The organism is Vreelandella janggokensis (assembly GCF_031451615.1).
Classification (GTDB): Bacteria; Pseudomonadota; Gammaproteobacteria; order Pseudomonadales; family Halomonadaceae; genus Vreelandella; species Vreelandella janggokensis.
The window spans coordinates 52,871-72,239 of the sequence record NZ_JARWAJ010000003.1; the positions used below are offsets into that span (position 1 = coordinate 52,871).

The following is a 19,369-nucleotide window of genomic DNA, read 5'->3' on the forward strand; positions in this document are numbered from 1 at the left end:
TCACGCTATTCATTGTTATGGGCGACGCCCGAATTAGCAACCACCCGTCACCTCAGGAGCAGACAATGTTAAAACCATGGAAGGTGTTAAAACCATGGAAGGTCGTCCTTGGCAGTGCTGCCATTGCCGGTTGTACCGGCATTCCCGACGGTACTCAGCCCGTTACCGGCTTTGAGCTGGACCGCTACCTGGGCCAGTGGTATGAAATCGCCCGGCTGGATCATTCCTTTGAGGAAGGACTTCAATGCGTGACGGCGACTTACAGCCTTCGCGAGGATGACGGCGTCCGAGTGATCAACCGCGGCTACAACCCGGAGGAACAGGCCTGGGATGAAGCCGAAGGGCGCGCTTACTTTATCGACGATGACGATATCGGACGACTGAAAGTCAGTTTCTTTGGCCCCTTCTACGGTGGTTACAACATTCTGGCGCTGGATGATGACTACCAGTGGGCGCTGGTATCAGGCCCCAACCGTGATTACCTTTGGATTCTTTCGCGGACGCCGGACATGGACAGCGAGCTGGAAAACCGCCTGCGCGAGCGGGCGGCCGAGCTGGATTTTCCAACCGACGAACTGATTGATGTCGCCCATGGAGAAATATGCCCCGAGCGCTAAAGCGGCATGGCAGGCACGCGCATGGCCATTTCTTCCTGAAGGTAATCGATAAAGGCACTGATGCGCCTGGGTATATGACGACGATGCTCAAATAGCGCGTAGAAATCCGCACGCACGCCTTGCCAGCCGGGTAACAACGGCACCAGCGCGCCACTGGCAAGGTGCTCGTTGACATCCCACCAGGAACGCAGCATCACCCCATGACCTTCGAGCGCCAGGCGGGTCACCACCTCGCCGTCGTTACTGGCAAGTCGACCGCTGACTTTTACCGATTGAACATGGGCTGGCGAGCCGCAGCGCTCGAATCTCCACACTGGAAAATCACTGTCGTTTTCACGGATGACCAGGCAGCTATGCTGCGCCAGATCGGCAGGCGTGGTTAACGCAGGCATCCGTTCGAGGTAGCCGGGCGATGCGCAAAGCACGCGACGATTGACCAGGATTCGCCTGGCCACCAGGCGGGAGTCCGGCGGCTCGCCGATGCGCACCCCCACATCAAAACCGTGGTCGCTTAGATTCAGCGGGAAATTGGTCAATTCCAGCCAGCTTTCAATCGCCGGGTTCTCGACACAAAAGCCGGACAGCAACGGCGCGACATGTCGCCTGCCAAAACCAAAGGTGGCGTTTACCCGCAATCGACCACCAAGTGCCTGGCTGAACGAATCCCCGAGGCCATTTTCCAGCTCGTCGAGCTCTTCAAGAATCAGTCCCCCTCGGGCCAGATAGTGCTCACCCTCAGCCGTCAGTGTCAGGCGCCGCGTGGTTCGCGCCGCCAGCATCACGCCCAGCCGGGCTTCCAGCTGTTTTAACCGCTTGCTGACCGCCGAGAGCGAGAGACCCAACTCCCGCGCAGTAGCGGTCAAACTACCGGCCCGCGCCAACTGCTGAAAAAATGCCAAATCATCCAGGGGAGTCACTGATTCTTTACCTCAAGGCAACAATAGCTTGCATCATAGACTAATTATCTTCTTTGCTATAGGGACTACACTCACCTTACAACGACACGCTACCGCATCGTTCATTGTGCATAGCTCATAGTAAATAGCTCTAGTAAATAGCTCATTGCGCCTACCTAAACAGGAGTCACCATGGCCCACCGTATTGCAGTGATTGCCGGCGACGGCATTGGCACCGAAGTCATGCCCGAAGGCATCCGTGCGCTGGAAGCTGCCGCCAAGCGTTTTAACATCCCGCTGGAGTTCACCACCTTTGAGTTCGGCAGCTGCGACTACTATCTGGAACACGGAAGCATGTTGCCGGATGACTGGTTCGAGCAGCTGAAAGGCTTCGACGCCTTGTTTTATGGCGCGGTGGGCTGGCCCGACAAGGTGCCCGACCATATTTCCCTGTGGGGCTCGCTGTTGCAGTTCCGTCGCCGCTTTGATCAGTACATCAACCTGCGCCCGTGCAAGCTGATGCCCGGCATCAAAAGTCCGTTGGCAGGCCGCGAGCCCGGCGATATCGATTTTTACGTCGTGCGCGAAAACACCGAGGGCGAGTACTCGAGCATCGGCGGCAAAATGTTTGAGGGCACCGAGCGCGAAATCGTCCTTCAGGAAACGGTGATGAGCCGCACCGGCATTGACCGGGTCCTCAAGTACGCCTTTGACCTGGCGCAGACCCGCCCGCGTAAAAAGCTGACCTCAGCCACCAAGTCCAACGGCATCTCGATCACCATGCCCTACTGGGATGAGCGCGTGGCGGAAATGGCCAACAGCTATCCAGAGATCGCCGTGGATAAATTCCATATCGATATCCTGACTGCCAACTTTGTGCTGCACCCGGACTGGTTCGACGTGGTGGTGGGCAGCAACCTGTTCGGCGATATCCTTTCCGATTTAGGCCCCGCCTGTACCGGCACTATCGGCATTGCGCCCTCGGCCAACATCAACCCGGAAGGCAACTTCCCCAGTCTGTTTGAGCCGGTTCACGGCAGCGCACCGGATATTGCCGGCAAGGGCATCGCCAATCCCATCGGCCAGATCTGGTCCGGCGCCATGATGCTCGAACACCTGGGTTATCAAGAAGCCGGGGAAGCAATGGTCACGGCCATTGAAGCCGTACTGAGTGACGGCAATAGCCAAGCGCTCACCCGCGATATCGGCGGACAAGGCAGCACGGAAAGCCTGGGCAAGGCCATTGCCGAGCGAATTGCCGCGCCCTGACGTCGTCTTGATCACTCATTAGCATAGGCCGACACTGACGTTGCGACTGGCTGCCCGAACAAGCCCAACCGGGCAGCCAATGTATGACTTCCAACTCTTTATGTTCTACATTTTCCTGAGAGCGAGTGAAGCCTGCTTCACTCGCTCATAACAAGTTTTCAAACAACAATCAGGACAATGCTATGAAACTCGGACGCCGTCAGTTTCTTTCGGCAACGGCCACCCTGGCCGCGGTCGGTACATCACCTCAGCTTTTTGCGTGGCAGTCCTCTCCAGGCCCTACCCCGGAGCGATATCCCATCGACGCCTGGCAGGTCGAGGATCAACGCTTCAGTGATTACATGATCTTCAATAGCCCTCTGGAGCGACACTGGAGCGGAGGGCTTTGGGCAGAGGGACCCGCCTGGAACGCCATCGGTCGCTATGTGGTGTTCAGCGATATACCCCGTGCCAAGCAGATGCGTTGGGACGAAGCCACGGGGCAGGTCAGCGTTCTCAGGGACAATGTCGGGCACTCCAACGGCAACACCTTCGATCATCAGGGTCGGCTAATCGCCTGTGAACACTATCCCTCACGCGTTCTGCGCTACGAGTGGGATGGCAGCACCACGGTGCTTGCCGAGCGCTATCAAGGCAAGCCACTCAACGCCCCCAATGATGTCATTGCCCTACCGTCAGGAGGCGTGATTTTCACTGATCCCGGCTATGGTGCTCACTTCGACTATGAAGGGAAAAAACGCGACCTGGAGCTCGACACGGCGATCTATTACGTTGATGACAGCCTCGATGAACCCATCATGCTGACCGATGACATTCATAAGCCAAACGGTATCGTCATGACACCGGATGGAGAGGGATTCTACGCCAGCGACAGCGCGCCTACCCATTTCGACGAGCCCGCGCGCATCATCCGCTGGACGCTTGGCGAAGACGGCCGCAGCGTCAGCGACCGGCAAGTCATCGTGACCAGCGAAGACACGATTTTTGACGGCATGACGTGCGATGTGGATGGCAACATCTGGTCAAGTGCCAATGGTGGAGAAGGCATCGACGGCGTCGTGGTCTTCTCACCGGAAGGCACCCTGCTCGGACGTGTCTTGCTGCCCGAAGTCTGCTCGAACGTGTGTTTTGCGGGTCAGGATCGCAACCGGCTATTCATGACCGCCAGCCAGTCCGTCTACACCATTTACACGGCGACACGCGGCGCCTAGCCAGATACCTGAAAAGAAAAAAGCCTCGCCGGATGATGCCGACGAGGCTTTGTTGTGTCACAGCTGCAAGCGATTAGCTGGCCAGTTTGGCCGCGATGCCTGCGACATGCTCACCCTGGAAGCGGGCAATTTTCAGTTCGCGCTCATCCGGCTGGCGAGAACCATCACCACCGGCGATGGTGGCAGCACCGTAGGGCGTACCGCCACTTACCTTGGAAATATCGAACTGCTCTTCGATACCATAGCCAATCGGCACGATCACCATGCCGTGATGGGCCAATGTGGTCCAGGTAGACGTGATGGTCATTTCATCGCCGCCGCCGGTGCCGGTAGAGGTAAACACGCTGGCCACCTTGCCGCGCAGCGCGCCATTTGCCCAGAGCCCACCAGTCTGGTCGAAGAAGGTACGCATCTGACCGGCCATGTTGCCAAAGCGCGTGGGGGTGCCAAAGATGATGGCGTCGTAATCGGCAAGCTCCTGTGGCGTTGCTTCAGGCGTCGTGAAATCCTGCTTGCCACCGGCATTCTTGAAGGCCTCTTCCGGCATGGTTTCCGGCACGCGCTTGACGGTAACCTCCACGCCATCGACGCTCCTGGCACCCTCGGCAACGGCCGCCGCCAGCGTATCGATGTGACCATACATGGAATAGTAAAGCACCAGTACTTTCGTCATTGCTCACTCCTTTGCGCTGCGATTGATGATGTCTGAGTTGATAAACACAACATAACGCAGTAGCGCGTAGAAAAAAGCGAATGTTTTCGACCGCGAGCATCGATTTCATCGATGCTCTGCCATTTGCGCTTTCGTCGTTCGCTGACTAGCTTTTACTTCATCCCTGCATCCATGGAGAAAGGAATGACAATTTTCGAAGCGTTACGTAAAGACCATGATATTCAGCGCGACCTCCTGGCGCGCCTGGTGGAAACCCATGGCGACAGCGATGAAAGGAAGCAGCTCTATCAGCAGGTTCGCGCGGAATTGAAATTTCACGCCAATGCCGAAGAGCGCGCGCTTTACATCCCCATGATGGACGTTGACCTGACCCAGGAAAAAGCGCGCCACAGCGTGGCTGAGCACCACGAAATCGACGAAATGATCGAGCTGCTCGACGACACCGATTTCAGCGCAACCAGTTGGCTGACCCACGCCAAGAAACTCCAGCACCTGGTCACCCATCACCTGGATGAAGAAGAACACGAGGTCTTTCAGCTCGCCGGACGAGGCCTTGAAGACCCGCAGAAAACCGCGCTTGCCGAAGAATACAACGAAGAAATGCAGCGCCAGCGTTCGGCTTGACCATCGAGCAGGATCGATAACGCCCGAGTTGCACAGCAAGTGGCTCCCGGGCGTTTTTTATCGGCAATCTTTCACGATGCCACCGCGCTTTTTCATTCGAACGACGCCCAGGGTTGCCGGTCAAGCGGAAGATGGTAAAGGTAGGCCACGTTTATCAGCTTGTTGCACTGCCAATGACACAACACAACGTTACCCGGCGAAGTTCTCTCTCTGGCGCTGTTACCCGTCACGAGGTGCCAGCATGCTAGGCGAGTGGCTGGACTGGACCCTCGACGAGCAGCGCGATACGCCCCGCAAAGGCAGTTTTGCCAGTGGTCGCTTCGACATCAGCGCGCCCGGCGTTCTGCGCCTGACGCCGCACCGTCAACGGCCCGATGCGCACGCCTGTATCTTTTCAGCCGCCATTCACGGCAACGAAACCGCCCCCGTCGAACTGTTAGGTGCCTGGCTGAGCGAACTGGAAGCCGGAACGCTAACGCTCGGCGCCCCGGTGCTGGTGATTCTTGGCAATATTCCTGCTCTCAAGGCCCAGCAGCGCTTTATCCACACCAACCTCAATCGACTCTTCGAGCGCGGGCTCTCTGCCAGCGGCGACGAGCCGGACCGGGCGCGCCAGTTGATGGCCGAGGTTGATGACTTTTTCAGCGACAACGCTGCATTACCCAAGCTCCACTACGATCTCCACACGGCGATTCGCGCTAGCCTCTACCCGCGTTTTGTCGTGGAGCCCTATGGGGATAGCGACACACACAGCGAACAGTGGCAGTGGCTGGCCGCTGCCGATATGCAGGCCGTGTTGCACCAGCACCAACATAGCTGGACATTCTCCCACTACAGCAAGCATTATCACGGCGCTCAATCATTTACCTTCGAGCTGGGCCGGGTAGCGCCTTTCGGGCAGAACGACATGGCGTCGCTTACGCCGATGCAGGCCCTGCTGGGTCGGCTCAGCGAAGGCACTACGCCGGCGGAAAGTGACATTGAAGCGGTGACGTTTTTCCGCGTACGGCATGAGTTGATGCGCCACGGCGACCATTTCACGCTGTGCTTCGACGATGACACCCCCAATTTCACCCATTTTGCGCCTGGAACCTGCTTAGCCAACGACAGCCAAACCGGTGAATATCGGGTGGGCGATACCCCGCTCCACGTGGTATTTCCCAATGCCAACGTTGAAATTGGCGCGCGCGCCGCGCTCTTGGTGGTTCCCTGCGCACCACCCACAAATGCTTAAGGGATGACAACAACAATCCACTGGCGATGATCACCTGCTTGACGTTGTCTACGACTAACGTTGAGCCATTAAAAACACCAGGAGAACGTGCATCGGCCGTTTAGCCTGATAGAATCGCCCCTTTTTTCGCGCCAGCCGCCACCAACATTCACTGTTGCCGCGGCAACCCAGTATTGGAGCCAAGCACATGGCCGCTACGCCTATTCCTCTTGAAGTGCGTAATATAAAAAAACGCTTCGGCGATACGGAAGTTCTGAAAGGCCTTTCCCTACAGGCCCATAAAGGGGATGTCATCACCCTCATTGGGGCATCAGGGTCGGGTAAAAGTACCTTTTTGCGCTGCATGAACCTGCTTGAACAGCCTGACGAAGGCGACCTTTACGTGCACGGCGAAGAAATCCGCTTCAAGAACACCCGCCGTGGCCGCGAGCCCGCCGACTGGAAGCAGGTGGTGCAGATGCGCGCCAAGCTGTCGATGGTGTTTCAAAGCTTTAATTTGTGGGCACACATGACGCTGCTCGAAAACATCATCGAGGCGCCGATCCATGTACTGGGCAAACCCAAGAAAGAAGCCATCGAGCACGCCCATGCACTTCTTGAAAGGGTCGGCCTGACGGCCCGTGCGAATGCCTACCCAGCGCAGATGTCGGGTGGCCAGCAGCAGCGTGGCGCCATTGCCCGCGCGCTGGCCATGGACCCGGAGGTCATGCTGTTCGATGAACCCACCTCGGCGCTGGACCCTGAACTGGTGGGCGATGTCCTCAACGTCATGCATGGCCTGGCCGAAGAAGGCCGCACCATGGTGGTGGTCACCCATGAGATGGGCTTTGCCCGGGACGTCTCCAGCCAGGTGATTTACCTCCACGAAGGCATGGTGGAAGAAGCGGGGCCGCCTGAAGAACTGATCGGCAACCCTCAATCTCCGCGCCTGCAGCAGTTCCTGGCGCCCAAATACTGATACGCGAGGCTCACTATGCTTGATCTTCATGGTTACGGCCCGCGCTTGCTGGAAGGCGCCGGCGTAACGCTTCAGCTAGCCCTGTTATCGCTGCTTCTCGCCGTGGTACTCGGGCTTATCACCGCCAGCGCGAAGATGTCGCGCAGCTGGCTGGCCCACCGTACCGCGACGCTTTACACCACCGTTATCCGCGGCGTTCCCGACCTGGTGCTGATGATGCTGCTGTTCTTCGGCGGGCAAATCGGCGTCAACATGATCACCGACTGGCTGTACTATCAATTTGATATCGATATTTTCATTAATATCAATGAGTTTGTCGCGGGCGTCGTGACCATCGGGCTGATTTTCGGCGCCTACATGGGCGAAACCTTTCGCGGCGCCTTCATGGCGGTGGATCACGGCCAAATCGAAGCCGGCAAGGCTTACGGCATGAGCAATTCACTGGTATTCCGGCGCATCCGCTTCCCGCAAATGATGCGCCACGCCCTGCCAGGCCTGTCCAACAATTGGATGGTATTGCTAAAGACCACCGCGCTGGTCTCGGTCATCGGTCTTTCCGACATGGTCCGCGTGGCGTCCGAGGCCTCCAAGGCCACCCGCGAGCCGTTCACCTTCATGATTGTGGTGGCGCTCATTTACCTGTTGATCGCCAGCGTCTCGGAGTGGATATTTATCCGCCTGCAAAAGCGCTATGACATCGGGTACGGGGAGGCAGACTAATGGAATCCCTACTTACCTGGCTGGAAACCCAGCTCGCCGATAACAGCATTTTCACCCTGCAAACGCTGGCCCACTACGGCGAAGGCCTGACGACCACCGTTCAGCTCGTTTTCCTCTCGCTGATTATCGGGCTTATTGCGGCGGTGCCGCTCGCCATTGGTCGCGGTTCCAGGCATGCCTGGATCAAATGGCCAATCTTTGCCTACACCTACGTCTTTCGCGGCACCCCGCTACTCATCCAGCTCTACCTGATCTACTACGGTGTGGTCTTCGTTGACGGCATCCAGGAGACCTGGCTGTGGCTCATTCTGGAAGACCCTTTTGTACCGGCATTGATTGCCTTCACGCTTAATACCGCCGCCTACACGACCGAAATCTTTCGCGGTGCCATCAAGTCCACCTCGAAAGGCGAAATCGAGGCCGCGCGGGCTTACGGCATGTCCCCCGGCTTGACCATGCGTCGGATCATCATTCCCAGTGCCTTCCGGCGCGCCCTGCCCGCCTATGGCAATGAAGTGATTTTCATGCTCCACGCCAGCGCGATCGCCAGCGTGGTCACCATCATGGACCTGACCGGTGCGGCGCGCTTTGTCTATGCCCGTTACTACGCGCCCTTCGATGCCTTTTTATTCGTCGCGGCCATTTATCTGTGCCTCACCTTTGCGATTCTGTATTTCTTCCGCCATCTGGAGAAAAAACTGCTGGCCCATCTACAACCCCAAACCGGGTAGTGTGAAACAAACGTTAGTTCATACGTCGACAAAACATTGTTGTCGGCGCTAAGCTGACGAAGGTTATGTTCCTCACCACTTGGTGAATTACGTCCATCAGGAGACTCATAATGAAAAAAGTCCTAACACTTTCTCTACTTGGCCTGGCGATGGCTGCATCCAGTGCCCAGGCGCAGGATTACGAAGAAGTTCGCATCGGCGTGGATGTTCCCTACGAGCCAATGGAATACCGCACCCCTGACGGTGACCTCACTGGCTTCGATATTGATCTGGGCAACGCCCTTTGCGAAGAAATCGGCGTTAGCTGCGAATGGGTTGTTCAAGGCTGGGACGGCATCATTCCTGGCCTGCTGTCACGTAAATACGATGCCATCATGTCATCCATGACCATCAACGATGATCGTCGCGAACAGGTGCTGTTCTCAGACCCCTACATCACGCCGCCGTCTGCCTGGTTTGCCCCTGCAGGCGTCGAGTTTGACGCCGTCAACGAAGAGACGCTCACCGGCATGACCATCGGTGTACAGCGCGGCACCCTGCAGGACAACTACGTCACCGACATGTATGGCGATGTGGCGGACATCAACCGCTATGCAACCGCCGATGACATGGTGCTGGACATGGAATCCGAGCGTCTGGATATCCTGTTCCTCGACTTCCCGGTGGGCAAATCTACCCTGCTGGAAAGTGAAGAAGGCGACTACATCGTTGTCGGCGACATGCTGACCGAGCCGAAAGAATACTTCGGCGACGGTTTCGGTATTGCCTTCCGCCAGCGCGATGAAGCACTTGCCGAGCAGTTCAACGAAGCCCTTGAAACCCTTCGTGACAACGGCACCTACGACGAAATCTACGCGCGTTACTTCGACGCAGAGTAAGCAATCCCCCTCCCCAGCCTTATGGGGAGGGACTTCTTCTGTCTTATCGACTGCTAACCTATCTCCACGACCGCCTTACCTATCTCCATCACCGCCTGACCTTTCTAGCCTCCCCGACCAAGATTCATTGAGCCTTAAGTGAACCGACGCTCTATCTCTCGGTCTTTGCATTAGTAGCATTATCCATTGATAAGCCCCACTTAGCGTCATTCACAGGGAGGTACTATGGCGGTTTCAGCAAAACCCTCATCGCACTGGACAGGCTGGGCACAGTGGCTCGCTCTGTTCACCATGACGATGGACCATGTGACGCGCTATGTCATACCCGAGGGCTGGGGCCTTGAGTGGGTGGGGTCATCCGTGGGCCGTATTGCCTTCCCGCTGTTTGCCGCGATGGTCGCCTGGCACGGCCTTTTCAATACGCGTAACCCGATGCGTTACGCCCGGCGCATGCTGATTATCGGGATGATCGCGCAACTGCCTTACATGCTGATGCCGCGTGAATCCGACGCCTTCATCCTCAACATCTGCTTTACGCTGGCTACCGGCCTCGCGCTGGGGTCACTGGTACGGCTGGGGTGGCAGCACTATCAGCAGGAAAGCATTCACTTTGGCTGGCTGCTGGGCGGTGCAGCGGCAGGGGTCACCCTATGGTATCTACTCGGCTTTTGGGTCGAATATAGCCACTACGGATTGCTTTTGATTCCCTTGCTGATGTTTGCCATGCAGGCGCTGAACGACGCCGAGCGTCATTTTTCAGCGCGACTATGGGCAGGACTGGCGGCTTTTCCGGTCTTATGGATAGCAGGCCAGATGAATGCTTCCGATATGGCCAAGTCGTTTACGGTAGGCACCTGTATTGTCGTTCTGGTGCTAGCAGCAGGCGTCGCACAGCGCATACCCACCCTTCAGTGGACCATGCCCAGGCGCTTATGGCTGGCCTGGTACCCTGGTCATTTCGCCCTGATCGCGCTATGGCTCCTGATCAGTGGCCAGTTCAGCTAGTCGAATCGTCAGCCGAGGAACGGAACCGGGCCCGTTTTTTCGCTTCATCCAGCATCCACGGCTGATAGCGTCGACGCTGGGCGCGGCCTCCCATTTTGGCTTGGTACATGGCCAGGTCGGCTTGTTTCAATAACTCGTCATGCTGACAACCACAAGCTTGAAAACAGGTGTAACCAATACTTGGCGTCACATCTACCCAGTGGGTATCCAGCTTATATGCGCCCGAAAGCGCATGCTGTACCGCCTGCATATACGCTTCAGACCAGTCGTCCAGCGCCTTTGATGTAGCGGTATTGGTCAACGCCAACAGCACGAACTCATCACCGCTGAGTCGAGCGGCCATGTCGCCTGCGTGTAGACACCCCTCCAGGCGGCGCGCTACCTGAATCAGCAAGTCGTCACCGGCAGCGTGGCCAAGCGTATCGTTGATCAGTTTGAAACGGTCCAGATCCATGAACAGCAGCAGGCCACTGGCGGACTTTTCATCGGTGCAAAGCGTCTCAAGCCGCTCCATGAACATGCGCCGGTTGGGCAGGTCGGTCAGTGCATCATAGTAGGCCTGGCGGTAGATCGTCGCTTCGCGGGCAGCCATGCTGACCCGCAGTGAAATATTGTCGTGAATGATCAACCCCAGGCGTCGACTGGTGACAATCAGCAGCCCTAAAAACACCGTCATTATGATGCCCATCATGGTGTGGGTAGGCACCACGGATGTCACGAACATCCATTGCAGAGGCAGACCAATCGGCAAGATGAACAAGAGTACTATCCACCAAATCGCCGAAATCATGGTCACGCAACCGGCTGCCACACCCGACAGGATAATCGCCAGCGCCGCGATGTATTCAGGTCGCTCGGGGACAAACATGAGAAAACCGGCTGTTCCCCAAACGCACCCCGCCACAAAGACAGTGAACGCAAACCAGAATATCCATTTCGGTTGCGCTTGTGATGACGCGTCGGACTGCAGAAACAAGAAAGCCAGCCGCAAGCGAATCAGAGAGATAGCAATAATGGCGACTAGCCAGCCGATTAAAACAGCAGGAGCGACGACCTCCCACATGATGCTGACCAAAAGAAGCGCCCCTAGAATACCGGCATACACGGGCTGCCATAAATTGCTGTAGAGGATGCGCACTTTTTCACTGATCAGGCTACAGGCCTTATCAGGATCTTCACGCTCAAACCGGCGCCGTAGACCCGACAGGATCGCCGCACTCAAGGACTGTGGCATTTAAAAACATCCCCTTCATAGCATTGCCCACACATATCACCTGAGCTCAGGCGTTCGAGCCTTTTTTATTAATCGGCGACTCGATCTCTTTTTTTAGCCGATTTACGGGAACCTGGCGACAAAAGCTTGCGTTTGAACTCTGCGGCCAGTTCAGCTAGCCGAGTTTTCAGCAGGCATCCCGGCACTGGCCAGTTTTTGCGCTTCCTCCCGCATCCATGGCTGGTAGCGGCGGCGCTGCGCGCGCCCTTCCGTCTTGGCCTGGTACATGGCCAGGTCGGCTTCCTTCAGCAGTTCACCATGGTCACAGCCACTGGCCTGGAAGCAGGTGTATCCCATGCTCGGGGTCACGTCCACCGAATGGCTTTCCAACCGATAAGGCGCTGACAGGGATAACTGGACGGCCTGCATATAGTCTTCAGTCCAGTCTTCCAGGGCCTTGGGCGTGGTGGTAGGGGTCAACGCCAGCAGCACGAACTCGTCGCCGCTCAGCCGTGCGGCCATGTCGCCCTTATGGAGACAGCCTTCCAGTCGGCGCGCCACCTGAATCAGCAAATCGTCACCGGCAGCGTGACCCAGGGTATCGTTAATCAGCTTGAAACGGTCCAGATCCATGAACAGCAGCAGACCGCTGGCGTACTGATCATCGCCGCAAAGGGTTTCCAGGCGCTCGATGAACATGCGCCGATTGGGCAGATCGGTCAGCGCATCGTAGTAGGCCTGGCGGTAAATAATCGCCTCATGCTGCTTGCGCTCGCTGAAATCTTCGATCATGGCCACCCCACCGACCATCTCCTGGCGAGTACTATGCACCCCGTTGAAAAAGGCGCGCAGCGGCGTCCCTACAGAGGCTTTGGGGAGTTGATAAGTCCCCTCATAGTAACCGGTGCCCTGGTTCAAGGCGTCGCTGACCGCCCGGGCAACCGCTTTATCCGCACCTGGGGCCAGCATGCAGTAACCCATTAGCTGACCACGCTCAACGCCAAGAATCTCCAGTAGCTTGCCGTTACAGTCGGTAATGGTGCCCTGATCGTCAAAGTGCAGCACGCCAAGCGGCGACTGATCAAAAATCGACCGGTAGCGGTCCTCGCTTTCCATCAACTGCGCCTCGCGCGCCGCCATGTTGACGCGCAGCGAAATATTATCGTGGATGATGCGGCTCAAACGGCGGCTTGTCACGACGATCAACCCCAGAAATAGCGTCAGCATCGAGCCGATCAGTAACGAAAGCGACGACCCAAGCAGAAAAAACTGCACCATCAATGGCAGCATGATGGGCAGAACAAACCCAAGCGCCACCCACCAGATAGCTGAAAGCGTCGTCACCCCGCCCGCTGAGATACCGGCGACCACAATCGAAAGCGCCGCCACCTGGCCAGGGTGATCGCCGGTGAACAGTGCAAAGCTGCCCAGGCCCCATACGCTACCCGCCGAGATGGCGCCGATGCTGAACCATCGCAGCCAGCGCTGGCGCCGCTGCTCCAAGGCCGGTAAGCGTTGAAAGCGGTAGGCCAGGCCAAGACGCAAGCCTGAGACCATCACTAACAGTGCCAGCCAGCCGATTAGCTTCCAGTGCGCCACCACCGGCCAGAGCGCAGCCACCAGCAATATGCCACCCAGCACGCTGGCCAGCACAGGCGACCACAAGTTTTCATATAACAGGCGTACTTTTTCGCTGCGCAGGCTTTTCAGCGTGGCATGGTGGTCACGCTTGAAACGACTTCGCAGACCCGACGCGTTAGCCGTATTAACAGGGTGAGGCATACAAAGTCCCTTGCAAGGTGCCAAGCTGACTTTTCAGCCAGTCTTATTGATGAATCCGTCTGGCCCTTTTTAGCCGATTTTTTAATGCTTTGCGACTGAAGTCAGCGATTGGCGCGTTTGCGCATAAAAAAGCCGCCTTGAAAGGCGGCGATTAGGCTTACAGGGTTGATTCAAAACTCCACGCGACAGGCGGCGCCCCCGGCAACAGCGCCTGACAGGTACGCACTTTTTCAAGCAGTTCGGCGTGGGTGTCCGCCACGATATTGAGATGCGCCAGCTTGCGCCCGGCCCGCTCGGTCTTGTCGTAACGGTGCAGGTGGGTGTTAGACAACGCCAACAGTGCCGCACTGTCGCCCTCCTGACCGATGACGTTGACCATGCAGGTCGGTGCAATCGCCTGGGGACTGCCCAAGGGTAGCCCCTGTACCGCTCGCAGGTGGTTTTCAAACTGGCTGGTCACCGCACCGTTCATGGTCCAGTGGCCCGAATTATGAACCCGCGGCGCCATTTCATTGGCCAGCAGGCTGCCATCGCGGGTCTGGAACAGCTCCAGCGCCAGCACGCCCACGTAATCCAGTTCATCCAGCAGCGATCGAATATAGCGGTCTGCGGTTTGCTGAACGCTTTCGTCGATGTCCGGCAGCGGCGCGACCGAGTAGCGCAGAATGCCATCCACATGCTGGTTTTCCGCCATGGGGTAGAACACCACCTCGCCATCGCGGCCGCGCACCGCAATGATCGACACTTCACGCACGAAGTCGACAAAGGCTTCGACAATCAGTTGGCGGTGGCCGATCTCACGCCAGGCGTCAGCCGCCTGCTCAGGCTGTTTGAGTACCGCCTGGCCTTTACCGTCGTAACCTTCGGTGACGGACTTCGCCACTACCGGGCAGCCCAGTTCACGGGCGGCGGCTTCAAGGTGCTCGGCACTCTCGACAATACGATAGGCGGGCGTGGGAATCCCCAAACGGTCGAACAGCGCCTTCTCTTCCACGCGGTTCTGGCATACTTCAATGGCGCGGCTGCCGGGATAGACCGGCTTGTGCTGCTCAATATCGCGCACCAGCTGAACCGGCAGGTGTTCGAATTCGTAGGTCACCACATCGACCTTTTCAAGAAACGCCGCCAGGTGCTGATTGTCAGGGTCGACGATGACCTCGCCAATGCCGGCGCTGGGGTTACCGGTGGTATCCAGGAAGGTGAAACGATTACCCAGCGGGTAGCCCGCCAGGGCCAGCATGCGGCCTAGCTGACCGGCACCCAAAATGCCGATGTTATGGGCAATGACAGACTGCATCGCAGGCCTCCTTATTCGGCTTCCGGGTCGGGACGTGGGTCCGGGTTATCGAGCACTTTCTGGGTCTGTTCGGCGCGGAACGCTTCCACCGCATTGCGCACGTCGGCATCCTGCAAACCCACAATTTGTGCCGCCAGCAAGCCGGCATTGGTCGCGCCCGCTTTACCAATCGCCAGGGTGCCGACCGCAATGCCACCCGGCATCTGGGCAATGGATAGCAATGAGTCCAGCCCTTTCAGCGACTTGGATTCCACCGGCACGCCCAGCACCGGCAGCGGTGTTTGCGAGGCCACCATGCCCGGCAGATGGGCAGCACCGCCAGCGCCCGCCACAATCACCTGCAGGCCCCGCTCGGCAGCCCCCTTGGCATAGTCGAACAGCAGATCAGGCGTGCGGTGCGCCGACACGACGCGGGTTTCATAAGCCACGCCCAAACGCTCCAGCATGGAAACAGCGTGTTCCATGACCGGCCAGTCCGATTTTGACCCCATAATCACACCCACTTTGGGTGCGCTGTTCGACGACATGCCATCACTCCTAGGCCCGTGGCCTTATCCATACGCTCAATATACCGTGCCTCACACGAGAGGACAGACGAAAAAATAAGGGGTTAGTCTACCAGAGCCAAGCCCCTTGCGGGGGGCCTTCCGCGCCATGAAATTTTCATCAAAAAAGGTATTGAAATGCCCCCCGGTTGGCGGCATTGTGTCCTTGTCACTTCAGACTGATGGAGCCTCATGAGTACGGCACGCTCAATTGCACACGCGGATCTGCACGACCCTCCGCGAAGCAGCCCTGACCTCGATGTCAGGGAACTCGAAAGACGTACGCGCTTGATGCGCATTATCACGCGTCTGATTGCGGTATCAGACATGGGAAGCCGTGAAATCGCCCGCCGAGCGGGGCTACCCGTTCAGAAGGTCAGCGACCTGCTCGCTGGAAAGCTTGAGCACCTTAACGTGGATGAACTTCACGTTTTGCGTCGCACGCTGGAAGTGGAGGCGCCATAGCGAACAGATCCTCTACGCCTCCTATTGGATGTTTTTCTCTCGCTATATCGGCCGCCCTTGAAGCGGCCGTTTTTGTATCCGCTTCATGCAACGGCCTCAGGGCCCAATCAGCACGCCGCCGAATGCCACCACGATCACGACCGCCCAGGCAGGCAGCTTCCACACACTCAACAGCAGAAAGCCGGTGAGCGCCAGCGCAAACTCGGGAGCGCCAACAATCGCACTCGTCCATACCGGATCATAGAGCGCCGCCCCCAGAATACCGACTACCGCTGCATTGGCACCGCGCATCAGCGCCTGAGCCCACTGCCACTGACGAAAGCGGTTCCAGAACGGCAGTACCCCCACCAACAGCAAGAACCCCGGCAGGAAAATCGCCAGCAACGCAAGCGTCGCGGTCAGCAAGCTACCGCCTGACGGTATCAGCGCGCCCAGGTAAGCCGAAAAGGTAAACAGTGGCCCCGGAATCGCCTGGGCCGCACCGTAACCGGTCAAGAACGCGTCGGCGGAAAGCCAGCCCGACTGCACCACCTCGGCTTCAAGCAGCGGCAACACCACGTGACCACCGCCGAACACCAGCGCGCCTGAACGGTAAAAGGCATCGGTGATATCCAGCCAGATCGCCATGCCGGCCAGCAGGGGCAGTAACACCAGCAGCCCGCCGAACAGCACGAGGGCGATGATGCCGACCAGGCGCGACACCGGGAAATGCAGCGGATCACTTTCAGCAGCCGCGGCCACGCCCCGGCATAGCAACAGCCCGGCGACGCCACCCAGCACAATGGCACTTACCTGCCCCAACGGCCCGCTGATGGCCACCACGGCAAATACGGCGGCCAGGGCGATACCCGCGCGGGTAGGATCCGGGCATAGATTGCGTGCCATGCCCCACACCGCATGGGCAACAATGGCCACGGCGACGACCTTCAAGCCGTGAATAATGCCGCTGGCAATCGGCCCCTCCAGCACCGCAGCGCCAAAGGCGAACAGCACCAACACAATGGCCGACGGCAGGGTAAACGCCAGCCATGCCATGGCAGCGCCCCAGGGGCCCGCCCGCATCAGCCCCAGGGCAAAGCCCACCTGGCTGCTGGCCGGGCCAGGTAGAAACTGACACAGCGCCACCAGATCCGCGTAGGCGCTTTCCGTCAGCCACTTCCGGCGCGCGACAAACTCGGTGCGGAAGTAACCCAGATGCGCCACCGGCCCGCCAAAGGAGGTGAGCCCGAGCAGCAGAAACGCCTTAAAGACTTCGCTGACGCGTGACGTCTTGGAGTTCCCTTGCGTCGCCATTGAAACGTTTCCTTTACGCCAATAAAAACGCCAGGTTATCCCTGGCGTTTGACATGCAGATGACAGCGCTAGACTTACTCTTCGTTGTCGGTGACCGCGCCAGTGCTGGCGGAACTGACCAGTCGCGCGTACTTGGCCAGCACGCCACGGCGGTAACGCGGTGTCGGCTGACGCCAGGCGGCACGGCGGCGAATCAATTCGTCGTCGGAAACCGCCACTTCAATGGTGTCGGCCACCGCGTCGATGGTGATGGTGTCGCCGTCTTCCACCAGTGCCAGCGGGCCGCCCTCGAACGCCTCGGGGGACACGTGGCCCACGACGAAGCCGTGGCTGCCGCCGGAGAAGCGGCCGTCGGTAATCAACGCCACGTCGCTGCCCAGCCCACGGCCCATGATGGCCGACGTCGGCGTGAGCATTTCGCGCATGCCGGGGCCGCCCTTGGGGCCTTCGTAGCGAATCACTATCACGTCACCGGCGACCACCGTGCCATCGTTGATGCGCGCCTGGGCTTCCTCTTCAGAACCGAACACTCGTGCCGAACCGCTGAACCGCGTGCCTTCCTTGCCGGTAATCTTGGCCACCGCGCCTTCCGGGGCCAGGTTGCCGTGGAGAATACGCAGATGGCTTTCGGCCTTGATGGGGTTACCCAGCGGGGCGATGATTTTCTGGTCCAGCGGGTACGGTTCAACGTCGGCGAGGTTCTCGGCCAGCGTCTTGCCGGTGACTGTCAGGCAGTCGCCGTGCAGCAGGCCTGCGTCGAGCAGGATCTTCATCAGCGGCTGAATACCGCCAATCGCCACCAGCTCGCTCATCATGTAGTGGCCGCTGGGGCGCAGGTCAGCCACGACCGGCACGCGCTTGCCGATCTCGGTGAAGTCCTTGAGCGACAGTTCGACGCCAATGGTGCGCGCCATGGCCACCAGGTGAAGCACGGCGTTGGTCGAGCCGCCCAGGGCAATGACCACGGTCACGGCGTTTTCAAATGCCTCGCGGGTCATGATATCGGAAGGTTTGATGTCGTTGGCCAGCAGCGCCAGCACGGCTTCGCCCGCCGCTTCGCAGTCGTCGCGCTTGTCGCGGGAGATGGCGTTCTGTGCCGAGCTGCCTGGCAGGCTCATGCCCAGGGCTTCAATCGCCGAGGCCATGGTGTTGGCGGTGTACATGCCGCCGCAGGAACCCGGGCCGGGAATCGCCGTTTCCTCGATGTTCTTGAGTTCGATCAGGTCGATATCGCCGCGGGAGTGCGCGCCCATGGCCTCGAAGACCGACACGATATCGGTATGCCCTTCGCCGGGCATGATGGTGCCGCCATAAACAAACACGCTGGGGCGATTGAGCCGCGCCAGGCCCATCACACAGCCAGGCATGTTCTTGTCGCAGCCGCCAATCGCCACCAGGCCGTCAAAGCCTTCGCAGCCCGCCACGGTCTCGATGGAATCGGCGATCACCTCGCGGGACACCAGCGAGTACTTCATGCCCTCGGTACCATTGGCGATGCCATCGGAAATGGTGATGGTGTTGAAGATCACACCCTTGCCACCCGCCGCGTCCGCGCCGTCACGGGCATGTTCGGCCAGCTCGCCAATGTGGCTGTTGCAGGGGGTCACCATGCTCCAGGTCGAGGCAACGCCGACCTGGGGCTTTTTGAAATCGTCGTCGTTAAAACCCACCGCGCGCAGCATGGCGCGGCTGGCGGCTTTACCTGGGCCATCGACCACAGAGGAAGAATGACGGCGGGAATTTTGTGATGACTCGGTCATGGGGATAGATCTCTCAGCTTTGTTCACGGTATCGGCATAGCTTGGCGATGCCATCACTTTCGCGCAAGGCTAAAAAGGACATAAGTTCATTATCCTATGCCCATTATTGCCAGGAGCGAGCATCATGAGGCAGATCACCGCGCGGATCGTAGGCTTCTAATTAATCACTTTCGTTTAGACCTGAGTATTGAGCGCAGG

19 protein-coding genes are annotated in these 19,369 nt (G+C 58.4%); 11 read left to right on the forward strand and 8 right to left on the reverse strand.

Annotated features, from left to right (window positions below; all coding sequences use genetic code 11):
* Positions 1-65 precede the first annotated feature (65 nt).
* Entirely contained in the window at positions 66-617 is a 552-nt protein-coding gene (locus QC816_RS09825; protein WP_199284893.1) for a lipocalin family protein, read from the forward strand.
* Here QC816_RS09825 and QC816_RS09830 read toward each other — a convergent pair.
* Positions 614-1,534, reverse strand: coding sequence for a LysR family transcriptional regulator (locus QC816_RS09830; protein ID WP_264827241.1), 921 nt, complete (start codon positions 1,532-1,534; stop codon positions 614-616). The genes QC816_RS09825 and QC816_RS09830 overlap by 4 nt on opposite strands.
* 171 nt (positions 1,535-1,705) lie before the next feature.
* Between QC816_RS09830 and QC816_RS09835 the strand changes: the two genes are divergently transcribed.
* Together QC816_RS09835 and QC816_RS09840 are read left to right on the forward strand one after the other, a co-directional pair.
* Positions 1,706-2,782, forward strand: a complete 1,077-nt coding sequence (locus tag QC816_RS09835; RefSeq protein WP_309781882.1) for a tartrate dehydrogenase — start codon at positions 1,706-1,708, stop codon at positions 2,780-2,782.
* A gap of 182 nt (positions 2,783-2,964) precedes the next feature.
* Positions 2,965-3,993 carry an SMP-30/gluconolactonase/LRE family protein gene (locus tag QC816_RS09840; protein ID WP_309781883.1) on the forward strand — a complete coding sequence of 343 codons (1,029 nt, stop codon included), beginning with the start codon at positions 2,965-2,967 and terminating at the stop codon, positions 3,991-3,993.
* 73 nt (positions 3,994-4,066) lie between these two features.
* Here the strand turns inward: QC816_RS09840 and wrbA are convergent, their stop codons facing one another.
* Positions 4,067-4,666, reverse strand: a complete 600-nt coding sequence (gene wrbA, locus QC816_RS09845) for an NAD(P)H:quinone oxidoreductase (RefSeq protein ID WP_309781884.1) — start codon at positions 4,664-4,666, stop codon at positions 4,067-4,069.
* Between the two features lie 183 nt (positions 4,667-4,849).
* Between wrbA and QC816_RS09850 the strand changes: the two genes are divergently transcribed.
* The 7 genes from QC816_RS09850 (at position 4,850) to QC816_RS09880 (ending at position 10,816) form a co-directional block, all read left to right on the forward strand.
* Complete coding sequence (locus tag QC816_RS09850) at positions 4,850-5,290, forward strand: hemerythrin domain-containing protein (protein ID WP_309781886.1); 441 nt, start codon at positions 4,850-4,852, stop codon at positions 5,288-5,290.
* Positions 5,291-5,531: 241 nt separating this feature from the next.
* Positions 5,532-6,524 (forward strand): succinylglutamate desuccinylase, encoded by a 993-nt coding sequence (locus QC816_RS09855; RefSeq protein WP_309781888.1) that lies wholly within the window; start codon positions 5,532-5,534, stop codon positions 6,522-6,524.
* Between the two features lie 187 nt (positions 6,525-6,711).
* Complete coding sequence (locus QC816_RS09860; protein ID WP_085919839.1) at positions 6,712-7,482, forward strand: ABC transporter ATP-binding protein; 771 nt, start codon at positions 6,712-6,714, stop codon at positions 7,480-7,482.
* A 15-nt stretch (positions 7,483-7,497) separates the two neighbouring features.
* Complete coding sequence (locus QC816_RS09865; RefSeq protein WP_085919840.1) at positions 7,498-8,202, forward strand: ABC transporter permease; 705 nt, start codon at positions 7,498-7,500, stop codon at positions 8,200-8,202.
* Positions 8,202-8,933: an ABC transporter permease gene (locus QC816_RS09870; RefSeq protein ID WP_085919841.1), complete on the forward strand. Its 732-nt coding sequence runs from the start codon at positions 8,202-8,204 to the stop codon at positions 8,931-8,933. The genes QC816_RS09865 and QC816_RS09870 overlap by 1 nt, the downstream gene beginning before the upstream one ends.
* A 110-nt stretch (positions 8,934-9,043) precedes the next feature.
* Entirely contained in the window at positions 9,044-9,811 is a 768-nt protein-coding gene (locus QC816_RS09875; protein WP_085919842.1) for a transporter substrate-binding domain-containing protein, read from the forward strand.
* 225 nt (positions 9,812-10,036) lie between these two features.
* Entirely contained in the window at positions 10,037-10,816 is a 780-nt protein-coding gene (locus QC816_RS09880) for a TraX family protein (protein ID WP_268900965.1), read from the forward strand.
* On the opposite strand, the gene QC816_RS09885 is transcribed toward QC816_RS09880, so the two are convergent.
* The 4 genes from QC816_RS09885 to purE all read right to left on the reverse strand — a co-directional run bounded on the left by QC816_RS09885 (position 10,809) and on the right by purE (position 15,635).
* Positions 10,809-12,050, reverse strand: a complete 1,242-nt coding sequence (locus QC816_RS09885; protein WP_309781892.1) for a diguanylate cyclase domain-containing protein — start codon at positions 12,048-12,050, stop codon at positions 10,809-10,811. The genes QC816_RS09880 and QC816_RS09885 overlap by 8 nt on opposite strands.
* Positions 12,051-12,200: 150 nt before the next feature.
* Entirely contained in the window at positions 12,201-13,811 is a 1,611-nt protein-coding gene (locus tag QC816_RS09890) for a diguanylate cyclase domain-containing protein (protein WP_309781895.1), read from the reverse strand.
* A gap of 157 nt (positions 13,812-13,968) precedes the next feature.
* Entirely contained in the window at positions 13,969-15,108 is a 1,140-nt protein-coding gene (locus QC816_RS09895; RefSeq protein WP_309781897.1) for a 5-(carboxyamino)imidazole ribonucleotide synthase, read from the reverse strand.
* 11 nt (positions 15,109-15,119) lie between these two features.
* The gene (gene purE / locus QC816_RS09900; RefSeq protein WP_085919847.1) at positions 15,120-15,635 is read right to left on the reverse strand and encodes a 5-(carboxyamino)imidazole ribonucleotide mutase; all 516 of its coding nucleotides are present in this window, start codon (positions 15,633-15,635) and stop codon (positions 15,120-15,122) included.
* Between the two features lie 210 nt (positions 15,636-15,845).
* Between purE and QC816_RS09905 the strand changes: the two genes are divergently transcribed.
* Complete coding sequence (locus QC816_RS09905) at positions 15,846-16,118, forward strand: XRE family transcriptional regulator (protein ID WP_085919848.1); 273 nt, start codon at positions 15,846-15,848, stop codon at positions 16,116-16,118.
* Positions 16,119-16,214: 96 nt separating this feature from the next.
* Here the strand turns inward: QC816_RS09905 and chrA are convergent, their stop codons facing one another.
* Positions 16,215-17,411, reverse strand: coding sequence for a chromate efflux transporter (gene chrA / locus QC816_RS09910; RefSeq protein WP_309781899.1), 1,197 nt, complete (start codon positions 17,409-17,411; stop codon positions 16,215-16,217).
* Positions 17,412-17,485: 74 nt separating this feature from the next.
* Complete coding sequence (ilvD, locus tag QC816_RS09915) at positions 17,486-19,171, reverse strand: dihydroxy-acid dehydratase (protein ID WP_309781901.1); 1,686 nt, start codon at positions 19,169-19,171, stop codon at positions 17,486-17,488.
* Positions 19,172-19,369 lie beyond the last annotated feature (198 nt).

What these genes read in the sequence shown, in the direction of transcription:
- QC816_RS09825 (WP_199284893.1), top strand. Translation starts at nt 66, where the DNA reads ATGTTAAAACCATGGAAGGTGTTAAAACCATGGAAGGTCGTCCTTGGC.
- QC816_RS09835 (WP_309781882.1), top strand. Translation starts at nt 1,706, where the DNA reads ATGGCCCACCGTATTGCAGTGATTGCCGGCGACGGCATTGGCACCGAA.
- QC816_RS09840 (WP_309781883.1), top strand. Translation starts at nt 2,965, where the DNA reads ATGAAACTCGGACGCCGTCAGTTTCTTTCGGCAACGGCCACCCTGGCC.
- wrbA (WP_309781884.1), bottom strand. Translation starts at nt 4,666, where the DNA reads ATGACGAAAGTACTGGTGCTTTACTATTCCATGTATGGTCACATCGAT.
- QC816_RS09850 (WP_309781886.1), top strand. Translation starts at nt 4,850, where the DNA reads ATGACAATTTTCGAAGCGTTACGTAAAGACCATGATATTCAGCGCGAC.
- QC816_RS09855 (WP_309781888.1), top strand. Translation starts at nt 5,532, where the DNA reads ATGCTAGGCGAGTGGCTGGACTGGACCCTCGACGAGCAGCGCGATACG.
- QC816_RS09860 (WP_085919839.1), top strand. Translation starts at nt 6,712, where the DNA reads ATGGCCGCTACGCCTATTCCTCTTGAAGTGCGTAATATAAAAAAACGC.
- QC816_RS09865 (WP_085919840.1), top strand. Translation starts at nt 7,498, where the DNA reads ATGCTTGATCTTCATGGTTACGGCCCGCGCTTGCTGGAAGGCGCCGGC.
- QC816_RS09870 (WP_085919841.1), top strand. Translation starts at nt 8,202, where the DNA reads ATGGAATCCCTACTTACCTGGCTGGAAACCCAGCTCGCCGATAACAGC.
- QC816_RS09875 (WP_085919842.1), top strand. Translation starts at nt 9,044, where the DNA reads ATGAAAAAAGTCCTAACACTTTCTCTACTTGGCCTGGCGATGGCTGCA.
- QC816_RS09880 (WP_268900965.1), top strand. Translation starts at nt 10,037, where the DNA reads ATGGCGGTTTCAGCAAAACCCTCATCGCACTGGACAGGCTGGGCACAG.
- QC816_RS09885 (WP_309781892.1), bottom strand. Translation starts at nt 12,050, where the DNA reads ATGCCACAGTCCTTGAGTGCGGCGATCCTGTCGGGTCTACGGCGCCGG.
- QC816_RS09890 (WP_309781895.1), bottom strand. Translation starts at nt 13,811, where the DNA reads ATGCCTCACCCTGTTAATACGGCTAACGCGTCGGGTCTGCGAAGTCGT.
- QC816_RS09895 (WP_309781897.1), bottom strand. Translation starts at nt 15,108, where the DNA reads ATGCAGTCTGTCATTGCCCATAACATCGGCATTTTGGGTGCCGGTCAG.
- purE (WP_085919847.1), bottom strand. Translation starts at nt 15,635, where the DNA reads ATGTCGTCGAACAGCGCACCCAAAGTGGGTGTGATTATGGGGTCAAAA.
- QC816_RS09905 (WP_085919848.1), top strand. Translation starts at nt 15,846, where the DNA reads ATGAGTACGGCACGCTCAATTGCACACGCGGATCTGCACGACCCTCCG.
- chrA (WP_309781899.1), bottom strand. Translation starts at nt 17,411, where the DNA reads ATGGCGACGCAAGGGAACTCCAAGACGTCACGCGTCAGCGAAGTCTTT.
- ilvD (WP_309781901.1), bottom strand. Translation starts at nt 19,171, where the DNA reads ATGACCGAGTCATCACAAAATTCCCGCCGTCATTCTTCCTCTGTGGTC.